Below are 20,214 nucleotides of genomic sequence, written 5' to 3'. Positions count from 1 at the left end.
TCAACCACCTAAGTACCGGGATTGGATGAGGTCGCGAACCTCGGGCTGATGGAAGGTCTTGTCGTGCATCGCCACCTCGCGCTCGATGTACGAGGGGAGTTCGGCCCGCAGGTCCGACACGAGGTGGTCCTTGAGGGTGATGAGGGACGCCCTCGGCTTCTCGGCGAGGTTCTCCGCCAGCTCCAGCGCGTAGGGCAGGACCTCGGCCCGCCGCAGTACGGGGAAGGGGACTCCCCGCTCCTTCAGGTCGCGCCCGTAGAAGGTCCTCGCGGACAGCAGCATGTCCTGGCCCAGGCTGAATCCGAGCTTCCTGGGCAGGATCAGCGTCGCGCCCATGCCGGGGGTGAACCCGTACTGCATGAAGTTCGTCGTGTAGACGCTCTCCTGGCTGAGGACGACGAAGTCGGCGAAGAGCCCCATGGCGAACCCGCCGCCGATGCCGTGGCCCTGCATCGCGGAGATGACCGGGACGGGGCAGTCCAGGGCGAGCCCGTAGATGTTGGAGTCGGTGAAGCTGATCTGGCGGTTCTGGATCTGGAGCAGGCTCTCCTTGGTGCCGCCGCTGGCGAAGTAGTTGTCGTAGCCGGTGAGGACGACGGCCTTGCACCGGCTGTCGGCCGCCACCCGCTCGAAGGCCTCGCTCAGGCCGTTGATGAGCCGGGCGGAGAAGGTGTTCTTGTGCTCCCTGTCCTGCATGGTGATCTGCACCACGCCGTCGCCGATGTCGGTGTAGCCCACCGGATCGTCCTGCACGCGCTACTCCTCCTCCCAGGGGAACTGTCCCGTGCGCACGTAACGCGAGATCTTTGCCAGGTTCTCCTGGTCGGAGAACACCTCCCGGTTCGCCTCGATCGCCTTCTCGCGGGACGCGACCAGCGTGTCGTCGAGCGCTCCGAGGTACTTCTTGTAGCGCGCGACGCCGCTCTTCGGCAGATAGCGCAGCCGTAGCAGGTGCCTGCGCAGCAGGTTGGCGCTGTTGTCCTCGCAGGCGTCCACCAGCTGCCAGTCGAGCGCCTGCCTCGCGGTGACCGGCTGGGTCATCAAGGTCAGGTAGTTGGCCTTCGAGACGCCGACCTTCCTGATGAGGAAGGGCATCACGCACGCGGGCATCAGGCCGAAGAGCAGCTCCGACAGGCTGAAGACCGCCTTCTCCTCGCTCAGGACGACGTCGCAGGCGGCCACGAAGCCCACTCCCCCGGCGTTGACCCTGCCGCGCACGTGCGCGACGGAGACGAACGAGCCGAGGGCGATCGACAGCCAGAGGTCGTACAGCGCCTCCGCGTGCGACCGCTGGTAGCCGCCGCCCTGCGGCGCCGAGCTGATCTCCCGGAAGTCGGCACCCGTGCAGAAGAAGTCGGGCAGACCTTCGAGGACGAGCACCTTGGCGTGTTGCTCGCACAGTTCGACGACCCTCGCGCACTCCTCGACCAGGCGGCTGCTGATCCTGTTCTCGGCCTCGGGCCGGTTGATCCGCAGGAAGCAGATCTCGCCGGCGAACCGGACCTCGACGGTCTCGTACGCGGCGCCGGTCAGGAGATCCACTCGTACTCCCGGTGGAACTCGTTTATTCGCTTCAGGAACAGCCGCTCACGGCTGAGCGCGGCCCTGGTTTCGGGGACCGTGGAGCCGGCGAGTTCGACGTTGCGCGTGCCGAACCTGACCGCGTCGTTGTTCTTGAGCAGCAGGTCGTACTGGTCCATGTCCAGCTCGTACCGGTCGTCCAGGGACGCGGCGATGCCCATCCGGCGCAGGTGCTGCTGGCTCTCCGGCCGCACGACGCCGCTGAAGAACTCCGAGCAGCATCCGGAGCCGTAGGAGAAGCACCCCACACGCTGAGCGCCACCGGACAGGTCCGCGTTGTCGATGGTGCTTGCCAGCGAGAGCATCGTGGTGGCGCCCATGACGTTGCCGACCCGCCGGCAATACGTCAGGCCCGGCCCCATGCGGCGCGTGAAGTCCTCTTCGATGACCGCGGGGCGCGCCTTGTTCAGCTTGCGCATCAGGTTGCGGTGCGCGCCCTTGACCATGCCGCCGAAGGGCGTGTGGAACGCCAGGTAGCCGAAGGTGTCGACGAAGTCCACGTCGCCCACGCGCCGCTGGTACTCCAGGAAGGCGTTCTCGCAGCAGTCGAGGTAGGACAGCAGCGACAGTTCGGCGTTGCCCGCCTCGCTGTCGGGCAGCGGCCTGCAGGTGTCCATCACCTCGTGGCCGTAGTAGCCGCTCGCGCCGACGTCGATCTGGAAGATCTTCGGGTTGTCGCTGACGAGCATGGCGACCGCGCCGGCCCCGCCGCTGGGCTCGGCGAAGGACCAGTCCTCGGACAGGGCGTCACCGCCCTCGGCCACCATGAACCGCGTCAGGTCCGTGGCGATCACCAGCGCTTTCGCGCCGGGCGACGTCTGCGACAGCACGAAGTTCACCGCAGTCTGCAGGGCGGCCACGCCCGAGTAGCAGGCGACCTTGATCTCGAAAAGGCGGCAGTTGCGCCCCAGACCGAGCAGACTGTGGAAGTACGTGCTCATCGACTTGCCGAAGTCGAAGGCCGACTCCGTCGCGGTGATCACCATCTCGATCCGGTCGCGCTCCTCCTCGCTGAGCGCGTCGATGATCGGCTTCGCCGCGTTGACCCCGAACGTGACCGGGTCCTCGTCCGGCAGCGCGACGGTCTTCTCCTTCATCAGGAGGTTCTCGAACCGGGCGGTGTCGAGTCCGCGGTGGACCGCCAGCTTGCTGACGTCCACGTAGCTCGTACCCGCGAAGACGTTCATGGCCTCAATGCCCACGGGCATCATGAAATTCCTCCCCCTGGCTGACTGCGGCTCCGACGCCTGCCGCCAACCCTCCTGGAACGCCACGCTAGTTGACCGACTCGATCTCAGTAAGGTCAAAGTAGCCGCGATAACCGATCATGTACACCGCCGCCCGGTGGCCGAAAAGCACCGTTGCCGGGGTGGCAGTCCGCAGGTCCTGGTAGTCGCCGATCTTGGATCGGACACGGGTTCCGACAGGGTTCCGCTCGTTCCACTGCCGCACCAACTCCTGCGCGGACAGAGGTGGTTGATCGGCGGCGAGCCGGGTCTGCCGCTGGGGCGGCTGCGGCGCCTCCCGGCGAATCTTGTTGATCAGCTTGGTCAACACGTTGCCGTGCCCCAGCTCCTCGAACTCCATCTCGCCCAGCCCGAGAAGGTACTGCACGCTGTCCGACCAGCGCACCGCGCTGGTCAGTTGCTCGGCCAGCAGCTCCTTGGCCCGGTGGTCCTCGTACGGACGGGCCGTCACGTTGGAGATGACCGGCACCTTCTGCGGGGAGAAGGTCACGGTGTCCAGGAAGCGGGTGAACTCCTGACGCGCCGGCTCCATGTACCGCGAGTGGAAGGCACCACTGGTGTTCAGCGGGGCGAACAGGTGATTTCCGGACTGGAAGAGCGGCTTGGCCGCCTTGATGTCCTCCGGCGGGCCCGAGATCACTATCTGTGACGCGGAGTTGAAGTTCGCCAGGTCGATCGAGGTGAGGCCGTTGTCGTCAAGGATGGTACGGATCTCCTGCGCCGACGCGTTGAGCACGGCCGCCATCGCGCCCGCCTCCGCCCGGGCCATCAGTTCGCCCCGCTTGCGCACCAGCCGCAGCCCGGTCTCGAAGTTGAAGCACTCGGCCGCCAGCAGAGCGTTGAACTCGCCGAGGCTGTGCCCAGCGAGGAAGTCCGGCCGCTCCGACTCCTGCAGCTTCTTGTAGTACGACAGTGCGTTGACGACGTAGAGGGCGGGCTGGGTGAACTCGGTCCGGTTCAGCCGGTTGTCCGGATCCTCCAGGCACAGTTCCTTGATGGAGTAGCCCAGGATCGAGTCGGCCACCCGGGTGAGCGACTCGAACTCGTCGAACAGGGTGCCTCCCATCGTCTTCTTCTGTGATCCCTGACCGGGGAAAACGTACGTCCTCACGACGAGCCCTCTCTTAGTTCTTGCCACCATCGGGGTGTGCGTGCGTGTTCACCTGGTCCGGGGCCGGCCGCTTGGCGCGGCGGCGGCCCACCCACTTCTTGGCGTTGGGGATCCTGGTCTTCTCCCGACCGCTGGAGTAGAACACCTTGCAGAAGGCGCGGATGGCGGACAGCGAAGCCTCGTCGCTGAGCATCACGAAGTGGTTCGACGAGTCGACGTCGGTGCAGTGGAAGTCGGGGATGCGCCGCTCCCATTCGCCCCAGTACACGACGTGGTCCAACGCCTTGCCGTCGTCCTGGGTCGACAGCACCGGTTCCAGGTCACCGTAGAAGAGACCGCTGCTGTTGCGGAAGTAGAAGCAGGTCACTGCGTCGGGTCGGGGCAGCGGTGCCACCTCGTACTCCAGTACCTGGTACGCCTCCAGGACGCGGATGTTCTGCTCGATGCGCTCGCGCACCGCCGCCGTCTCGCCGACGAGTCCCCGCTGCCGGGCGAGCGGCAGCAGTTCGTCCAGCAGCTCGTCGGCGTCGCGGCTCAGGTCCACCTCGTAGCCCGCGATGAACGCCGGGGGCGCGTCGGGGCCCGTGGGCCTGGCACCGGCCTGCAGCAGCGCGTTCACCTGCTGGAGCACCATGTCCTTGCGCGACATGGTCCTGGCCTTGACCTCGTCGGCGTACATCGTGTCGAGCATGGTGATCGTCTCGACGTCACAGCCCGCTTCCTGCAACTGCCGCGCGACCTCGTAGGCCAGCATGCCGCCGAGCGAGTATCCGCCCAGGTCGTACGGGCCCTCCGGCTGGACGGTCCGGATGATGGCGGCGTAGTGGGCCGCCATCGCGAGGATGCCCGTCACAGGCTCGCTGTCGGTCATCCAGCCCTTGGCCTGGATGCCGTAGAAGGGCCGCTCGATGCTGTCAGCGACGGCGCCGTACGCCTCGACGCCGCCGAGACCGCCGTGGAACCAGAAGACCGGCCTGCCCCGGCTGCTGCCGTTGAGGTGCACGACCTCCGGCAGCTCGGCCGGTTCGGGCTCCGCCGGTTCGGTCTCCGTCGGTTCGCCCGAAGCCTCCCCGGACGCCGTCGAGTCCGGCCGGGTCGCGGTCCCGAACCTCCGCACCAGGTCCCGTGTCGTCCGGCAGGCGGCCAGCTCCCGCAAGCCCGATTCGGGGGCGAACCGCTGAATCCGCTGGAGCAGTTGGGTGGCCAGGATGGAGCTGAAGCCGAGGTCCTCCAGCGGGGTGTCGAGGTCGAGGTCCGCCACGGGCAGGCCGAGCAGGCCCGCGACGACGGCAGGGATGCCGTCCGGTGCGGGTCGCGGTGCCGAGCGCGGGGCGTCCGCTCGCCGTACCGGTTCCCGGGTCTCCGGCCGCGGCGCCACGACCGCCGTCCCGTCCGCCGCCGGGACGGGGTTGAGCCAGTGCCGCTGCCGGTCGAAGGGGTAGGTGGGCAGCGCCGGGAGCAACCGGCCCGTACCCTGGACGCGGTCCCACGGCACCTCGCCTCCCCGCGCCCAGAACAGGGCGATGTCCTGCGACCGGTTCTCGGCGAGGAGCTGCTGGACGAGCGCCTCACCTGCCGACCCGGTCAGCAGCGCGCCGAACTCCGCACCGTCGCGCCTGGTGTCGCCGGTGAAGAGCGGGACCGGCGCCGTGTCCGCCGCCTCGTCCCGCAAGAAGTGCTCCAGAGCACCGACGAGTTGCTGCACGTCCTCGGCGACCACGGCCAGCCGGTGCTCCATGGCCTCCCGCCCGCGCTGGAGCGTGTACGCGAGATCGGCGACCGACACCTCGTCGTGCGTCCGCACGAAGCCCAGCACCCGGCGGGCGTGGGCCCGCAGCCGTTCCGCTCCGCGGGCCGAGAGGACCACGATCCGCGGCTCACGCGCGTCGGCGGCGGGCTCCCGCTCGTCGGCCCTGGGAAGGTACTCCTCGACGACCAGGTGGGCGTTGGAACCGCCCGCCCCGAAAGCGCTGATGGTCGCGCGCCTCGGGTACTCCCGTCGTACTCCGTCGATCTCGGCCACGGGCCGGTCCCACCGCGTGACCTGCTCCGGCAGGTAGAACGCGGTCCCGTCGAGCCGGAGTCCCGGGTTGAGCTCGCCACGCAGCAGCGGCGGGGTGATCCTGCCGTGCCGCATCTGCAGGGCGACCTTGCTGAGCTGGGCGACGCCCGACGCGGCTTCGAGGTTGCCGATCGTGGACTTGACGGTGCCCAGGGCGCAGAATCCCTCGTCGGTCGTGTGTCGGCCGAAGACGTTCTTGAGGGCCGCGAACTCGACGGCGTCGCCCAGCTGCGAGCCGTTGGCGGACGCCTCGACATAGGTGACGGTGCGCGGGTGGACCCCTGCGCTGCGCAGGTTCCCCTCCAGCAGCTCTTCCTGCTGCTCGACGCTGGGCACCATGGGGCCGTTCGTACGCCCCTTGTGGTTGACCGCGCTGGACCTGATCACCGCCAGGACCTCGTCGCCGTCGCTGACGGCCCGGGACAGGGGCTTGAGCAGGACCGCGCCGACACCCTCCGCCGGGACGAACCCGTCGCCGTCGAGGAACGCCCGGCTGTCCGGGCTGCTGCCCATCAGTCCCGTCATGCGCAGTCCCCGGTACTTCTTCGGGTGGAGCGAGAGGTTGACGCCGCCGACGATCATGAGTTCGCTGCCACCACGGCGCACTTCCTCGCACGCCATGTGGATGGCGACCAGCGACGAGGAGCACGTGGTGTCGACCGCCATGCTCGGCCCGCGCAGGTCGAAGAAGTGCGAGACCCGGTTCGCGACGGCGCTGGCGGACACCACCGACGTGATGGACTCGTGGACGGTGTCGGACGGCAGCAGTTGGTACTGCTGGTACATGGTGCCGACGTAGACGCCGACCCGGCCGCCATGCCGGGTCCGCAGCCTGTCCCGGGTGTATCCGGAGCTCTCCAGCAGGGTCCACACACATTCGAGGAACAGCCGGGTCTGCGGGTCCATGATCGCCGCCTCGCTGGGCGCGACGTTGAACAGCAGCGCGTCGAAGTCGGCGACGGAGTCGAGGAAGCCACCCCACTGAGGGACTTCGCCCGGCTCGCCGGTGACCTGTTCGTGGTCCCAGCGGTCCGCGGGCACCCGAGTGACGCAGTCGCGGGCGGTGACCAGGTTCTCCCACAGCTCATCCAGGTCCGCGGCCCCGGGGTAGCGGCCCGCGAGTCCGACGACCGCGACCGCTTCCTCTTCGCGGGATCCGGCCGGCCGTACGGGGAGCTCAGCCTGGCGCCCGGAGGTCCCGGCCGCTCGTACGGAGGTCTCGGGCGCGGCGTGCGACCGCGCCGGCGGTACGGCGACCGGCCGCTCCGCTGCGGGGGCCGACTGCTCCGGTGCGGCGCCGATGCCCAGGACCGGCTCCAGCGCGTCCGCGTGGGCGCCGAGGAAGTACCGGCCGAGGTCGTTGACGCACTGGTGCTCGAACAGCAGCGTCTTGGACAGCGAGCCCAAGTCGGCTTCCAGCCGATCGGTGATGGTCAGCGCCAGCACCGAGTCGATGCCGTACCGCTCGAAGGGCGCGGCCGGGTCGAGGCGGTGCGCCGGGACCTGGATGGCCTCCGATATGACGGTGCGCAGATAGCCGACGACCTTGGCGTGGGCGGCCTCGGTGCCGGTGGCGGCCGGCGGGCGGTCCGCCGCCGGGAGAGCCGGGGCCCGCTCCGGGCGCGGCTCCTCGCGAAGCACCGTACGCCTGATCCTCGTGGCGTCGCCCGCGATCACCAGGACCTGGGGGTGCGCCGCGTCGAGGGCCGCGTAAAGCGCCTGGATACCCGTCTCGGCCCGCATGGGCACCATGCCGAGGCGCTCGCGCATCACCGACTCGGTGCGCTCGTCGACGCGCATGCCGCCGTCGGCCCACAGGGGCCAGTCGACGGACACGCTGGCACCGGACCGCAGGCCCTGCTCCACGAGGCCGCGCCTGTGGTGCGCGTAGGCGTCGAGAAAGGCGTTGGCGGCGGCGTAGTCGGCCTGCCCGGTGTTGCCGAACACCCCGGCGGCGGCGGCGAACGTGACGAAGAAGTCCAGCTGCAGGTCCTTGGTGGCCTCGTCCAGGTTCACCACGCCCGCCACCTTCGGCGCGAGCACCTCGCGGCACTCCTGCGGCGTCTTGCGCCCGAGGAAGTTGTCCCTGATGACTCCGGCACCGTGGACGACGCCGTGCAGGGCGCCGTGGTCCCGGACGATCCCGTCGACCAGGGCTCTGACCGCCGCGGCGTCGCCGACATCGACGCGGGCATGGCGCACGTCCGCGCCCTGCCCGCGCCACCGCGCGATGAGCGCCTCCTGCTCAGGGCCCAGTGGTGAGCGGCCCGCCAGGACGACGGTGACGTCGCCGACCTCGGCGGCCATGTCGGCGGCGACGAGCGTGCCGATGCCGCCGAGCCCGCCCGTGACCAGGTAGACGCCGCCGTTCTTCCACGGGACCCGCCGCTTCGGCGGCGCCGTGTGCTCGGCCCAGTTCAGCACCTCGGCCTCGCCGCCCCGGAAGCGTACGCAGTCGCCTTCGGCCCACCGGGCGCCCTCGGCCACCTGTGAGGCCAGGTGCTCGGGGCTGTCGTCCGCGTCGACGAGCACGGCCCGCACCCGCAGGGCGGGGTCCTCGGCCCGTGCGGACTTCAGCAGTCCGAGCAGGCCGAGCGCCAGTGCCCGGTCACCGTCCTCGGGGACGACGAGCTGCACCAGTACGTCCCGCGCCGAGCCCGGCATGATCCGGCGGACGTGCTCCAGCGCCGCGACGGCGTACTCGGTGAAGCGCTCGGCCGTCCCGGGCGCGGCCGAGGTCAGGCGCAGTACGTCGGCGGACGGGTGCCGGGCCGCGAACGCGTCGGCCAGGTCGGGCATGTCGCACAGCAGCACGACGTGCCGCGCGGGCTGCGCCTCGGTGGCGGCCGGCGCCGTCCTCTCCCACACGGGCAGGAAGGTGACGCACGTGTCGCCGACCTGCTCGTCCAGGACGCGGTAGGAGATGCCCTTCACCCGGGCGCGCACCGAGCCCCGCTCGTCGCACAGGTCGATGTCGAGCTTGAAGACCCTGCCGGCCTTCGCCGTGCCGGGGCTGTAGCGGATCCACGCCCACATGTGCTCCGTGCACGGGCCGAGGATCTCCAGCTCGTCCAGGGCGAACGGCAGCGACGGCTTCATCCCCGCGACGTCCAGGGCGGATTCCGGCGCGGACGCCGCCCCCATGCCCAGGGAGCCCTGGAGCATCGAGTCGAGCAGGCTGGGGTGCAGCACGAACGCGTCCAGCGTGTCACGCACCGAGCCGGGCTGCGCGAGCCGCACCAGGACCTCGTCGCGGCCGATGTGCAGGCGCTCGACACCGCGGTGCGCGGGGCCGTACCCGAAGCCGATGCGCTCGTACAGCGGATACAGCTGTCCGGCGTCGAGTTCGGCCCGGTCGCACGCGGCCCTGATCCGCTCGACGTCGAGCACCGACGGGGTGCAGGGCGCGTTGATCACCTGGCCCTGGCTGTGTACCGCGCCGTCCGCACCGGTGATCGCGAAGTCGATCTCGTCCCGGCTGCCGGGGGTGAGCGCCGTGGTGAGCGTCACCGGACTCCCGCCGACCGTCACGGGGCGCGCCCACACGACGTTGCGCAGCGTCAGCCCCGCCGGGCCGCGGTCCGGCTCAGCCAGTTCGGCGGCCGCCCTGGCCATCTCCAGACAGGCGACGCCCGGCAGGACCTTCTGCCCCCGCACCACGTGGTCGGTGAGGAAGTACTCGCCGCCGGTGAACGTGGTCTCGTAGCGCTGCGCGCGCAGCGTCGAGGCGTTGACGTGCAGCAGCGGGTGCGGTGCCGAGGGCGCCGGTCCCGCCGCCGGGCGCGGCGCTTCGGGCACCCAGTAGCGGTCGCGTGCGAACGGGTAGGTCGGCAGCGGCACACGCACGGGCCGCTGACCGGCGAACAGCCCGGCGTAGTCGAGGTCGTACCCCTGCGCGTAGAGGTCGGCGACCGTCGACAGCAGCTCGGTACGGGCCCCGACGTCCGTGGCCGAGACGGAGCGGCGTACGCAGTCGTTGCCGTAGCTCTTCAGCGAGGCCCTCTCGCCCTGTCCGCGCTCGGCGGGCCCGCCGACGTGCACCTGCGGACCCGCTCCCGTGGCCAGCCACTGGCGCAGCGCGCGCACGACGTCGTCCCGGTCGCGCGCCACGCAGGCCAGGCGGTGCGTCAGGTGCCTTCGCCCGACCAGCAGGGTGAAGCTCACGTCGCCAGGGTCGAGCCCCGGGTTGGCGGCGCAGTGCGCGGCCAGCCGTTCGGCCTGCTCGCGCAGTTGCTCCGCGCTGTCCGCCGACAGCGTGACGAGGTGAGCCGGATGGGCGCTCGCGCGCCGGGCGCGCTGCGGTGCCTCCTCGATCACCATGTGAGCGTTGGTGCCGCTGACGCCGAACGAGCTGACGGCGGCGCGGCGCTTGCCGTCCGCGCCCGGCTCCCAGGCGCGGTCTTCGGTGTTGACGTAGAAGGGGCTGTCGGTGAAGTCGATGTGGGAGTTGCCCACTTCGAAGTTGATCGACGGCGGGATGCGCCGATGCCTCAGCGAGAGCAGGATCTTGATGACCCCGGCCACGCCGGCGGCGGTGGTGGTGTGCCCGAGGTTGGACTTGACCGAGCCCAGCGCGCAGAACTCCCGTCGGTCGGTGTAGCGGCCGAAGGCCCGCTTCAGCGCGTGGTACTCGATGGGGTCGCCGAGCTTGGTGCCCGTGCCGTGCGCCTCGACCAGCTGTATGCCGTCGGGGTCGATCCCGAACGCGTCGTAGACGGACGTCTCCAGGCGCTCCTGGGACTTGGCGCTCGGCGCGGTGATGCCGTTGGACGCGCCGTCCTGGTTGATCCCGGAGCCGCTGATGACGCCGTGGATGTGGTCCCCGTCCGCGAGGGCGTCGGCGAGCCTCTTGAGGACGACCACCCCGACACCCTCGCCCGGCACGAACCCGTCGGCGCGGTCGTCGAAGGTGTGGCAGCGGCCGGTCGGGGAGAGCATCCCGGCCCGGCCCGCGAGCCGGTAGAACTGCGGGGTGCACTGGATGGAGACGCCGCCCGCCAGCGCCATCTCGGTCTCGCCGCCCCAAAGACCCTGGCAGGCCAGGTGGATGGCGACCAGCGAGCTGGAGCACGCGGTGTCGACGGCGACCGCGGGGCCCTGCAGGTCGAGGTGGTACGAGATGCGCGCGGGCAGCGCGGAGAGCGCGTTGCCCCACATGGCCGGTGCCGGGACCTCGTCGCCGAAGAGCGCGGTGTACCCGCTCTCCTGGCAGCCGACGTACACGCCGCAGCGCTTGCCGCGGGCCGTGTTCCCGGCGTAGCCCGCGTCCTCCAGCGCCTTCCACGCCTCTTCCAGGAACACCCGCTGCTGGGGGTCCATGTAGGTGGCCTCGACGCCCGAGAGGTTGAAGAAGGCCGGGTCGAACCGGTCGTGGTCGTCGACGAAGCTGCCGTGCCTGCACTCGGGGGCGCCCGGGGGCGGGGCGGGCAGGTGCCAGCGGGTGACCTCCTCGACGAGGTTGTCCCCGCGCACCAGGTGCTCCCACAGCTCGTCGACGCCCGGCGAGCCGCCGTACCTCCCGCTCATGCCGACGATCGCGATCGGTTCGCGGCCCGGGGCGGGCGGCCGCGCGACGCCCGCGGGCACGACGGCTTCCGGAGCCGTACGGACGGAATCCGCGCCGAGCGAGTCGGTGCCGAGCCGTGCGGGCTCCACCGGGAGCTGCTCGGGCCCGGTGGCGACGGCCGTCGGCACGAGGGGCAGGGATGCGGCGGCCCGCTCCCGGTGCTCGTCGAGCACGTACGCCGTCAGCTGCCGGACCGAGGGGTGGTCGAACAGGTCGGTGGTGGCCAGGTCGACGCCGAGCCGCTCGTTGATCTCGTGGATGAGCCGGACGCCGATGATGGAGTCGACGCCGAAGTCCATGAAGGCGTCGTCGGCGTCGATCCGGGCCCTGTCGATCTTGAGGGCCTGGGCGAGCTGGTCGAAGACGACGTCGCTGACGTGCTGCTGCAGCGCGCTGTCGGAGACCGCCGCCCCGGGCCCGGGGCCGCCGCCGGTGACCGGGGCGCGGAGCGCCGGCCGCGCCGCCGCGGCGGCCTGCGGCCTCCGCTCGTCCCGCCGGGCCGCGGCGTCCTGCTCGACCTCCTGCCGGATCACGCCGTCGCTCTGCGCGGCGACGATCTGGTACCCCATGCCGTGCAGGCCGTCCGCCGGGAACGAAACGGCGTCGAAGCCCTCGTCCTCCAGCACCTCGGCCCAGGACTCGGGGGACAGGCCGGGGCAGCCGGGGATGCGCAGCTCGGCGTCCTCGTACAGCCACCACCCCGTCAGCAGGCCGAACGTCAGGTGGGTGAAGAGGGAGTTCGCCGATATCTCGTTGGCGAGCAGGACGCCGTTCTCCTTGAGCGCCGCCTTGGCGTTGCGCAGTGTCCTGCGGATGTCCCGCGTGGCGTGCAGGACGTTCGTGGCCAGCACGAGGTCGAAGCTGCCGAGTTCGACGCCCTGGGGCGCCAGCGGCTTCTCGACGTCGAGCAGTCGGTAGTCCAGGTAGGGGTACTTCGGTCCGTACTCCTGCTCGGCATGCATGAGGAACGACCGCGACAGGTCGGTGTAGCAGTAGGTCTCCACGTGGGACGCGAGCGGCTCCAGCCTCTGTAAGACCTTCTGGCTGCCGCCGCCCGTGCCCGCGCCGATCTCCAGGATCCTGATACGGGCCCCTGGGCCGCTGCCCAGGATGGCATGCGCGACCGCGGCTGCCGTGTCGGCCAGCACTCCGTTGAAGAGGTCGGTGACGGCGTTGCCCTTGTAGATCCCCTCGACAAGCTCCAGGGAGGAGTTGGGGAACAGGACGTCGGTGGCCGGTACGGCGCCGGTGAGGATGCGGGGCAGTGCCCTGAGTGTGGCGTCGAGGAGGACGACCTGCGCGCGCAGGTCGGCGTCGGCGGCCCAGCGGGCGCTCCGCTCCGCCCACTCCGCCCACGGGTCACGGCCGCTGTCCGCCGCCTCCGGCCGCAAGTTGGCCTGCCCTGCCTGGAGATGGCCGCGTATCCGCAGCTGCCGCACCGACTCGGCGGCCCAGCGGCGCAGTTCGTCGCCGACGGGGAGCCCGGCGATCGCCTCGTCCACCGAAGGACCGCCGTCGACCGCGAACAGCCCGGCGGTACGCAGCTGGTCGAGCAGGAGCCTGCCGAGCAGGTCCTCGTCGATGACCGCGTCCGCGTCACCGGGAACCTCAGCGAGAAGGGCTTCCGCGCCGGCCGCGATGTCCCGGCACAGCCGGTCCAGTTGCACCGGGGGGCCCGTGCGGGCCGTGGTGATGGTCTCCTTGCGGGTTATGCCCCACATCTACGCGTTACCCCCCATGTCCTTGACCAAGCCGAGTTGGCCGAATGCCCCGCCGAGAAGAACGTCGAGAGCCGACATGCCGTCAGCGGGCGTGATGGAGCCCGCTCCCGCCGTGCTCATGCGCTTCTGATGCTCGGGGGTGGCGACGACGCCGACACTACCCCAGTAACCCCAGTTCATGATCTTCGTGGGGAACGAAGCCGTCCCCGCCAGGTGTTGGGCGAACGCGTCCTCAAACACCGAACCCGCCACGTAGTTGGACTGCCCGGGCGCCTTCATGAACGAGTTCATGGAGGAGAAGAACAGCATGAAGTCCAGCGGCTCGTCACCGAACACCTGCGCCATCCGCACGCTGACGTCGACCTTGGCCGTGACGGCGGCACGGAAGCGCTCCTCGTCCATCCGCTCGATGCTCTGGTCCAGCAGGACGATCGCGGAGTGGACCACCCCGTTGACGACCGGGTGGCTCCGCTTGATCTGCTCGTAGGCGCGCCGCAGCGACTGCCGGTCGGCCGCGTCGGCCCGCACGTAGCTGGGCGCGGGGCCGAACTTCGCCAGCCTCCGCAGCTTTTCGCGGATTTCGGCGTCCTCCTCCCGCCTGCCGATCCACACGACGTGGGCGGCGTGGGCACGGATCAGGTGTTCCGTCCACGCCTCGCCGATGCCGCCCGCGCCGCCGATCACGACGTACGTGCCTCCCCGGCGGTACACCGGACGGTCCGGAGACTCCTGGGGAGCGCCCTGCAGCGGTACCAGCGCCTGCGAATACCAGCGGTTCCTGCGGTGCGCCCAGATGCTGCCGCGCTCGACCTGGGGCAGGGCCAGGACCTCGGCCAGCGGCAGGTGACCGCCACCGTCCAGGTCGACCAGGCGGACGTTCCAGCCGGGGTACTCCTTGGCCACGGAGCCCATCAGGCCGTGCACGCCGGAGTGAGTCGGGTCCACGTGCTCGCCCCGCCGCACCCGCTGGCTGCGCTCCGTCAGGACGGTCATCTCCAGTGGGCGCTTGCCGTAGCCCGTGCGCAGCAGCGCCTTGAGCGTGCGGAAGCAGGCGTACAGGCCGCCTTCCTGCGCCTCGACCAACGCGTCGTCGGCGCCTGTCCCGGCCGGGGCCGGGGCCCAGATGAGGTGGTCGACCGGTCCGTCCAGGGCCAGGAGCCGCTCGGCGATCGTCTCCACGGTGTCGGCAGCGCTGACGGGGAACCGCTCGGCGGCGGGCAGGGCCGCGCTGATCCGATCCCACTGCCCGGCCCCGCTGATCACGACGACCCGGCCGCCGAGTCCGGCCGTGTTCACCGGCTCGGGGCGGGGCACCTGGTCCCAGACGGGCTTGAGCAGGACGTTCGTGCCTGGATTCGGGTCGTCGGCCACGGGCTGTGCCGTGGCCCGGGTGTCGGCCGCGGGCTTCGACACGGCCGGGGCGTCGGCCACGGGCGCGGTAGGGGCGGGGGCATCGGCAGGGGCCGTCGAGGGCAGTCCGAGCCAGTAGTGCTCACGCGCGAAGGGGTAGGCGGGCAGCGGTACACGGCGCGGCTCGCCCTGCGGGTGGAGCAGCGCCCAGTCGACCGCGGTGCCCCGGACCCAACGGTCCGCCAACTCCTCGGCCTGCGCGGTGGTCAGGGCGCCGTCCGCGGGGACGACCGGTTCCTGCCCCGCGGACGCGGCCTTGCCCCTGCGGGGCTTGACCCGTCCGGTGAACAGCCCGTCGGCCGGGCCGCCCGCGAGGTACCGCGTCACCTTCTCCACGAACTCTTCGCGCGTCGCGGCGGCGAAGGCCAGCCGCCACGTCATCGCCTCGCGCCCGGTCTGGAGCGAGTACGCCAGGTTCCGCAGGTCCACGGAGGGGCGCGCCGCGACGTGGTCTCTGATCCGCTCGGCGACGGCCCCCAGCTGCTCCTCGCCCTTCGCCGACAGGACGAAGACCGACGTCCCGGCACTCGCCACCGGCTCGGTGTCCGCGTCCCCGGAGTCGTACTCCTCCAGCACCAGATGGGCGTTCGTGCCACTGAAGCCGAAGGAACTGACGGCCGCGCGACGGGTCTCACCGGCGCCCACCTTCCACGGCACCAGCTCGGTGTTCACGTAGAACGGCGAGTTCTCGAAGTCGAAGTGCTCGTTGGGGGTGTTGAAGTGCAGCGTCGGCACCAACTGCCTGTTCTTCATGCAGAGCAGCGTCTTCTGGACGGCCGCCACGCCCGCGGCGGCCGACGTGTGGCCCACGTTGCTCTTGACCGAACCGATAGCGCAGTAGCCGACCTTGTCCGTCTTCTCGCGGTAGACGGAGGCAAGGGCCTCAAGTTCGATCGGGTCGCCGAGCTTGGTGCCCGTGCCGTGCATCTCGACGTAGCTGATGGAGCCGGGGTCCACGCCGTACCGCTCGTACACGTCCTGCTGGAGCTCCCGCTGGCCGGCGGCGTTCGGCGCGGTGATGCCGTTGGTCCGCCCGTCCTGGTTGATGCCGGAGCCGCTGATGACGCCGTGGATGGTGTCCCCGTCGCGCTCGGCGTCCGCGAGCCGCTTCAGGACGAGCGCGCCCACCCCCTCGCCGGGCACGAATCCGTCGGCGGCGTCGTCGAAGGTCTTGCACCTGCCGTCCGACGCCAGCATGCCCGCACCGCACATGCTGATGTAGGACTCCGCGGTCAGGTAGAGGGTGACCCCGCCGACCAGCGCCATGTCGATCTCGCCGCTGCGCAGCGCCTGGGCCGCGAGGTGGGTGCCGACCAGCGAGGACGAGCAGGCGGTGTCGAGGGCGATCGCCGGGCCCCTGAGATTGAGGATGTAGGCGATTCGCGCGGCCGTGATGGCGTTGCTGTTGCTGGTCGCCGAGCCGGCGTCGCCGCCCTGCTCCCGTACGAGCGCGCTGTACTCGTTGCTCATGATGCCCAGGTAGACGCCGCACTTCTGGCCGCTCAGCCCCTGGACGTCGTACCCCGCGTCCTCGAACGCGTGGTACGCCTCCTGGAGGAACAGCCGCTGCTGCGGGTCCATCGCCTCGGCCTCGGCCGGCGGGATGCCGAAGAACAGCGGGTCGAAGACGTCGACGTCGTCGAGCAGCCCCATCCACTTGCAGTAGACCTTGCCGGGCTGGTTGGGCCGCGGGTCGTAGTACTTGTCGACATCCCACCGGGACGCCGGGATCTCCCGGACGCAGTCGCGCCCGTTCGCCAGGTTGTCCCAGTACTCGTCCAGGTCGTCGGCGAGCGGGTACTTGCCCGCCATGCCGACGACGGCGATCGCGTCGGCGGGGGCGGCGGACCGGGTCCGCGCCGGAGCGGGGACCGGAGCGCGGAGCGGAGCGGTGACGGGAACGGGTTCCGGAGCGGGCTCCGGCTCAACCACCAGCTCTCGTAAGGGAGCCGGGGCGGGGACGGGAGCCGGGGCGGGAGCGGCGGCGGGGGCCGTCACCTTGCGCGGCTGCCCGGCTCCCCCCGTCTTCGCGACCTCCTCGACGACACGGGCGGCGAGTTCCAGGACGGACGGGTGGTCGTAGAGCTTGGTGGCTTGCAGTGCGATGCCGTACCGCTTGTTGATCGCCTTGATCCACTCCACGCCGACGATCGAGTCGAGCCCGAATGCGGTGAAGTTGCGGTCCGGGTCCAGCTCGTCCTCGGACAGGTACAGGGCTTCGGCGAGGCTGGTCAGGAGTTCGGCCCGCACCTGGTCCTCGTCGAGGACAGGTCCGGCCTCGACAACGGTCTCGGTGACGGCAGCGGCGACGACCGCGCCCCGCTCCTCACGGACCTGCGGCTCGGCCTGCGCCTGCGGCTCTGCCTGCGTCCGCGGCCGCTCCTGGGCCGTGGGCAGCAGGGACCTGAGGTGGGCGGCGAGACCGGTGACGGTGGGCGTGTCGTAGAGCCTGGTGGCGGCCAGCTCCAGCCCGTACCGCTTGTTGATCGCCTTGATCCACTCCACGCCGACGATCGAGTCGAGCCCGAGGTCGGTGAAGTTCGCTTCCGGGTCGATCTCGTCCTCGGCCAGGTACAGCGCCTCGGCGAGGAGCGCGGTCAGCTCGGCGGCGAGGGTCTCCTCGTCCGGGCCCGCGACCGGTGCCACCACCGGGACCGGGGCGGGTTCGGCGGTCCCTTCTTGGACCGGCTCGATGGCGGTGAGGGCCACGGACGGCACGGAACTCCGCGCGGGCCCCTGTGCCTGCCCGGCCCCGCCGCCGAGCGGTGCGAGGCCGATGCCCCGCGGCTTCGACGTCACGGCGGCACCGGACCGCACCGTGGTACGGGCGGGCTCGGCCGCCTTCGCCTTCGGCGCTTCCGCCGCCACCGGGGCGGCCTTCGGCTCCGCGACGGGCTTCGGCGCGGCGCTCGACGGGACATCCGCCGCGCTGTCCTGACGGGTGCTCCCCGGAATCCAGGACCGCTTGCGCGCGAAGGGGTACGTCGGCAGCGCGACGCGCCGCGGCACAGTGGCGTAGCAGCCGTGCCAGTCCACGCTCAGCCCGTTGACCCACAGTTCCAGGAGCTTGCCGAGCTTGCGCTTGCGCAGCCAGGCGTCGACGACACCCGTCATGTCCTCGTCGTCGAACAGCGACGACACGGCGGTCGTCGAGCGCTGGGCCTTGCCCCGGTAGAGCCCGGACGGCCCGGCGGCCTCGCCGTTCTCGGCGTGGGCGCGGAGCCCGGCGACGAACTCCGCCACGGACCCGGCAACGAACGCCAGCCGCTCGTCCATGTGCTCGCGCCCCACCTGGAGCGTGTACGTGATGTCGGGCAGGTCGGCGTCGGTGATCCGCTCCTCCTCCGCCCAGTCGGCCAGCCGCCGGGCGGACTCCCGGAGCTGTTCGACGGTCCGCGCGGACACGACCACGACGGACGACAGCGGGTCGGCCACCGGCTCCGGGTCGGCCGTCTCGGCCGGTACGTACTCCGAGACGATGACGTGCGCGTTCGAGCCGCCGGCGCCGAACGAGGAGATGCCCGCGATGCGCGGGTACTCCCGCACCCGGCCGTCGGCCGTGGTGACCGTCGGCCGCTTCCAGTCGGCCGATTCGCGCTGCACCCGGAAGGGCGTCTCGGCGAAGTCGATGTGCGGGTTCAGCACCTCTGCGTGGAGCGAGGGCACCAGTTTGCGGTGCTGGAGCTGGAGCAGGACCTTGGTCAGGGCGGAGATTCCCGCCGCGCTCTCGCAGTGCCCGATGTTGCTCTTCACCGAGCCGATCGCGCAGAACTGGCGGTCGTCGGTGTCCCGGGAGAACGCCTTGGCCAGGCCCGCGATCTCGATGGGATCACCGAGTTCGGTGCCGGTGCCGTGCGCCTCGACATAGCTGACCGTACGGGCGTCGACGCCGGCCCTGTCCAGGGCGGAGGCGATCGTGGCGGCCTGGGCGTTGGGGTTGGGGACCGTGTAGCCGTTGGTCCTGCCGCCGTGGTTGACGGCGGTGGACTTGATGACGCCGTAGATCCGGTCGTTGTCGGCGATGGCCCGGTCGAGCGGCTTGAGCAGCACGGCGCCCACGCCCTCGCCCGGCACATAGCCGTCGCCGCCGCTGCCGAAGCTCTCGCACATGCCCCGGCTCGACGCGAACCCGGTCTGCCCGAGCAGCAGGTACTTGGCAGGGTGCAGCGACAGGTTGACCCCGCCCGCGACCGCCACCTCGCAGTCGCCGACCCGCAGGCTCTGGCACGCCAGGTGCAGTGCCGTCAGCGACGAGGAGCACATCGTCTTCACCGTGACGCTCGGCCCCTGCCAGTCGCAGAAGTACGACACGCGGTTGGCGATCGAGGCCGAGTTGCCCGGTATCACCTGGGGGCTCTCGACACCCTGCCCGCCGACGCCGTACAGCTGGTACTCGTCGTGCATCACGCCCACGAACAGGCCGACGCTGCCGTCGACGCCGTTCGAGCGGTACTCGCGCAGGGCCTGCCGCGTGTACCCGGCGTCCTGCAGGGTCTCGTAGACGCACTCCAGGAACAGCCGCTCCTGGGGGTCGACCACCTCGGCCTCGCGGGGCGAGATGTTGAAGAACTGGGGGTCGAACCGGTCGATGTCGTCGAGGAACCCGCCCCACTTGCAGTACGTCTTGCCGGGCTGCGAGACGTCCGTGTCGTAGTAGAGGCTGTGGTCCCAGCGGTCACGGGGGATCTCGACGATGCTGTCCCTGCCGTCGGACAGGTTGCGCCAGAACTCGCGCAGGTTGCGGGCCTGCGGATAGCGCCCGCCCAGACCGATGATCGCGATGTCGGCCACGGGCGGCACGGCCGCCGCGGATGCGGCCACCGGAGCGACCCTCTGAGCGGGCGCCGGGGGCGCCGGGGTGAGGGCCGCCCGGGGTGCGGGCTCCGACTCCGGCGTCCCGGTCACGGCCGTGGCGGCTTCGGCCCCCAGCAGCTCGCGCAGGCGGGCCTCGTGCGCGGCGAGGAAGTACCCGGCCAGGGCGGTGATGTTCTGGTACTCGAAGAAGAGCGTCTTGGGCAGGCGTCCGAAGACCTCCTCCAGCCTCGCGGTCATGGTCAGCGCCATCACCGAGTCGATGCCGTAGCGCTCCATCGGGAGGTCGGCGTCGATGCGCTGCCACGGCACTTTGAGAGCCGTCGCGAGCAGCGACTTGATGTGGTTGACCGCCGCCGGTACCAGGTCGTTCTCCTGCGGCGTCGGTTTTTCCGTCCTGCTCTCGGCGCTCATGGGTCGTATGTCCTCGCTCGGATGCTGTGCCTTGAGGGCGCTTCGGAAGGCCGCCACGTCACCCGCGACGACGAGCACCTGGTGATGGTTCGTCCGCAGGCATCGCGCGAAGGCTTCGAGCCCCGCCTCGCGGCTCAACGGGGTGATGCCGAAGCGCTCGCGGAGAATCTCCTCGCTGACGGCGTCGGGGCGCATGCCGCCCTCGGCCCACAGCGACCAGTTGATCGAAAGGGTGCGGCCCCGGCGCTCACCGCGGGCCACCAGGTGCTGCCGATACTCGGCGTAGGCGT

Annotated in this window: 6 protein-coding genes (1 of these 6 running past the window's edge); all 6 read right to left on the bottom strand. The window is 70.8% G+C overall.

The features are described 5' to 3' along the window. Complete coding sequence (locus AC067N_RS23925; protein WP_478680921.1) at positions 1 to 753, bottom strand: polyketide synthase; 753 nt, start codon at positions 751 to 753, stop codon at positions 1 to 3. 3 nt (positions 754 to 756) lie between these two features. Then, positions 757 to 1,542, bottom strand: coding sequence for an enoyl-CoA hydratase/isomerase (locus AC067N_RS23920; RefSeq protein WP_478680920.1), 786 nt, complete (start codon positions 1,540 to 1,542; stop codon positions 757 to 759). Further along, complete coding sequence (locus tag AC067N_RS23915) at positions 1,530 to 2,789, bottom strand: hydroxymethylglutaryl-CoA synthase family protein (protein ID WP_478680919.1); 1,260 nt, start codon at positions 2,787 to 2,789, stop codon at positions 1,530 to 1,532. Before AC067N_RS23915 ends, AC067N_RS23920 begins: the two co-directional genes overlap by 13 nt. Positions 2,790 to 2,856: 67 nt before the next feature. Beyond that, the gene (gene fabD, locus AC067N_RS23910) at positions 2,857 to 3,969 is read right to left on the bottom strand and encodes an ACP S-malonyltransferase (protein ID WP_478680918.1); all 1,113 of its coding nucleotides are present in this window, start codon (positions 3,967 to 3,969) and stop codon (positions 2,857 to 2,859) included. Continuing rightward, on the bottom strand, positions 3,953 to 13,288 hold the full coding sequence (locus AC067N_RS23905) for an SDR family NAD(P)-dependent oxidoreductase (RefSeq protein WP_478680917.1): 9,336 nt from the start codon (positions 13,286 to 13,288) through the stop codon (positions 3,953 to 3,955). Before AC067N_RS23905 ends, fabD begins: the two co-directional genes overlap by 17 nt. Continuing rightward, positions 13,289 to 20,214, bottom strand: partial view of an SDR family NAD(P)-dependent oxidoreductase gene (locus AC067N_RS23900; protein ID WP_478680916.1) — the end only. Its footprint extends 10,738 nt past the window's final position; the window shows 6,926 of its 17,664 coding nt (coding positions 10,739–17,664); the start codon falls outside the window, past its right edge — the gene reads right to left on this strand; it ends in the stop codon at positions 13,289 to 13,291. It abuts the gene before it with no gap.

This window comes from Streptomyces sp. NPDC042364 (assembly GCF_056437585.1).
The sequence above is the reverse complement of the archived record's forward strand: the minus strand, read 5'-3'. Positions and strand labels throughout refer to the sequence as shown.

What these genes read in the sequence shown, in the direction of transcription:
- AC067N_RS23915 (WP_478680919.1), bottom strand. Translation starts at nt 2,789, where the DNA reads ATGCCCGTGGGCATTGAGGCCATGAACGTCTTCGCGGGTACGAGCTAC.
- fabD (WP_478680918.1), bottom strand. Translation starts at nt 3,969, where the DNA reads ATGGTGGCAAGAACTAAGAGAGGGCTCGTCGTGAGGACGTACGTTTTC.
- AC067N_RS23905 (WP_478680917.1), bottom strand. Translation starts at nt 13,288, where the DNA reads ATGTGGGGCATAACCCGCAAGGAGACCATCACCACGGCCCGCACGGGC.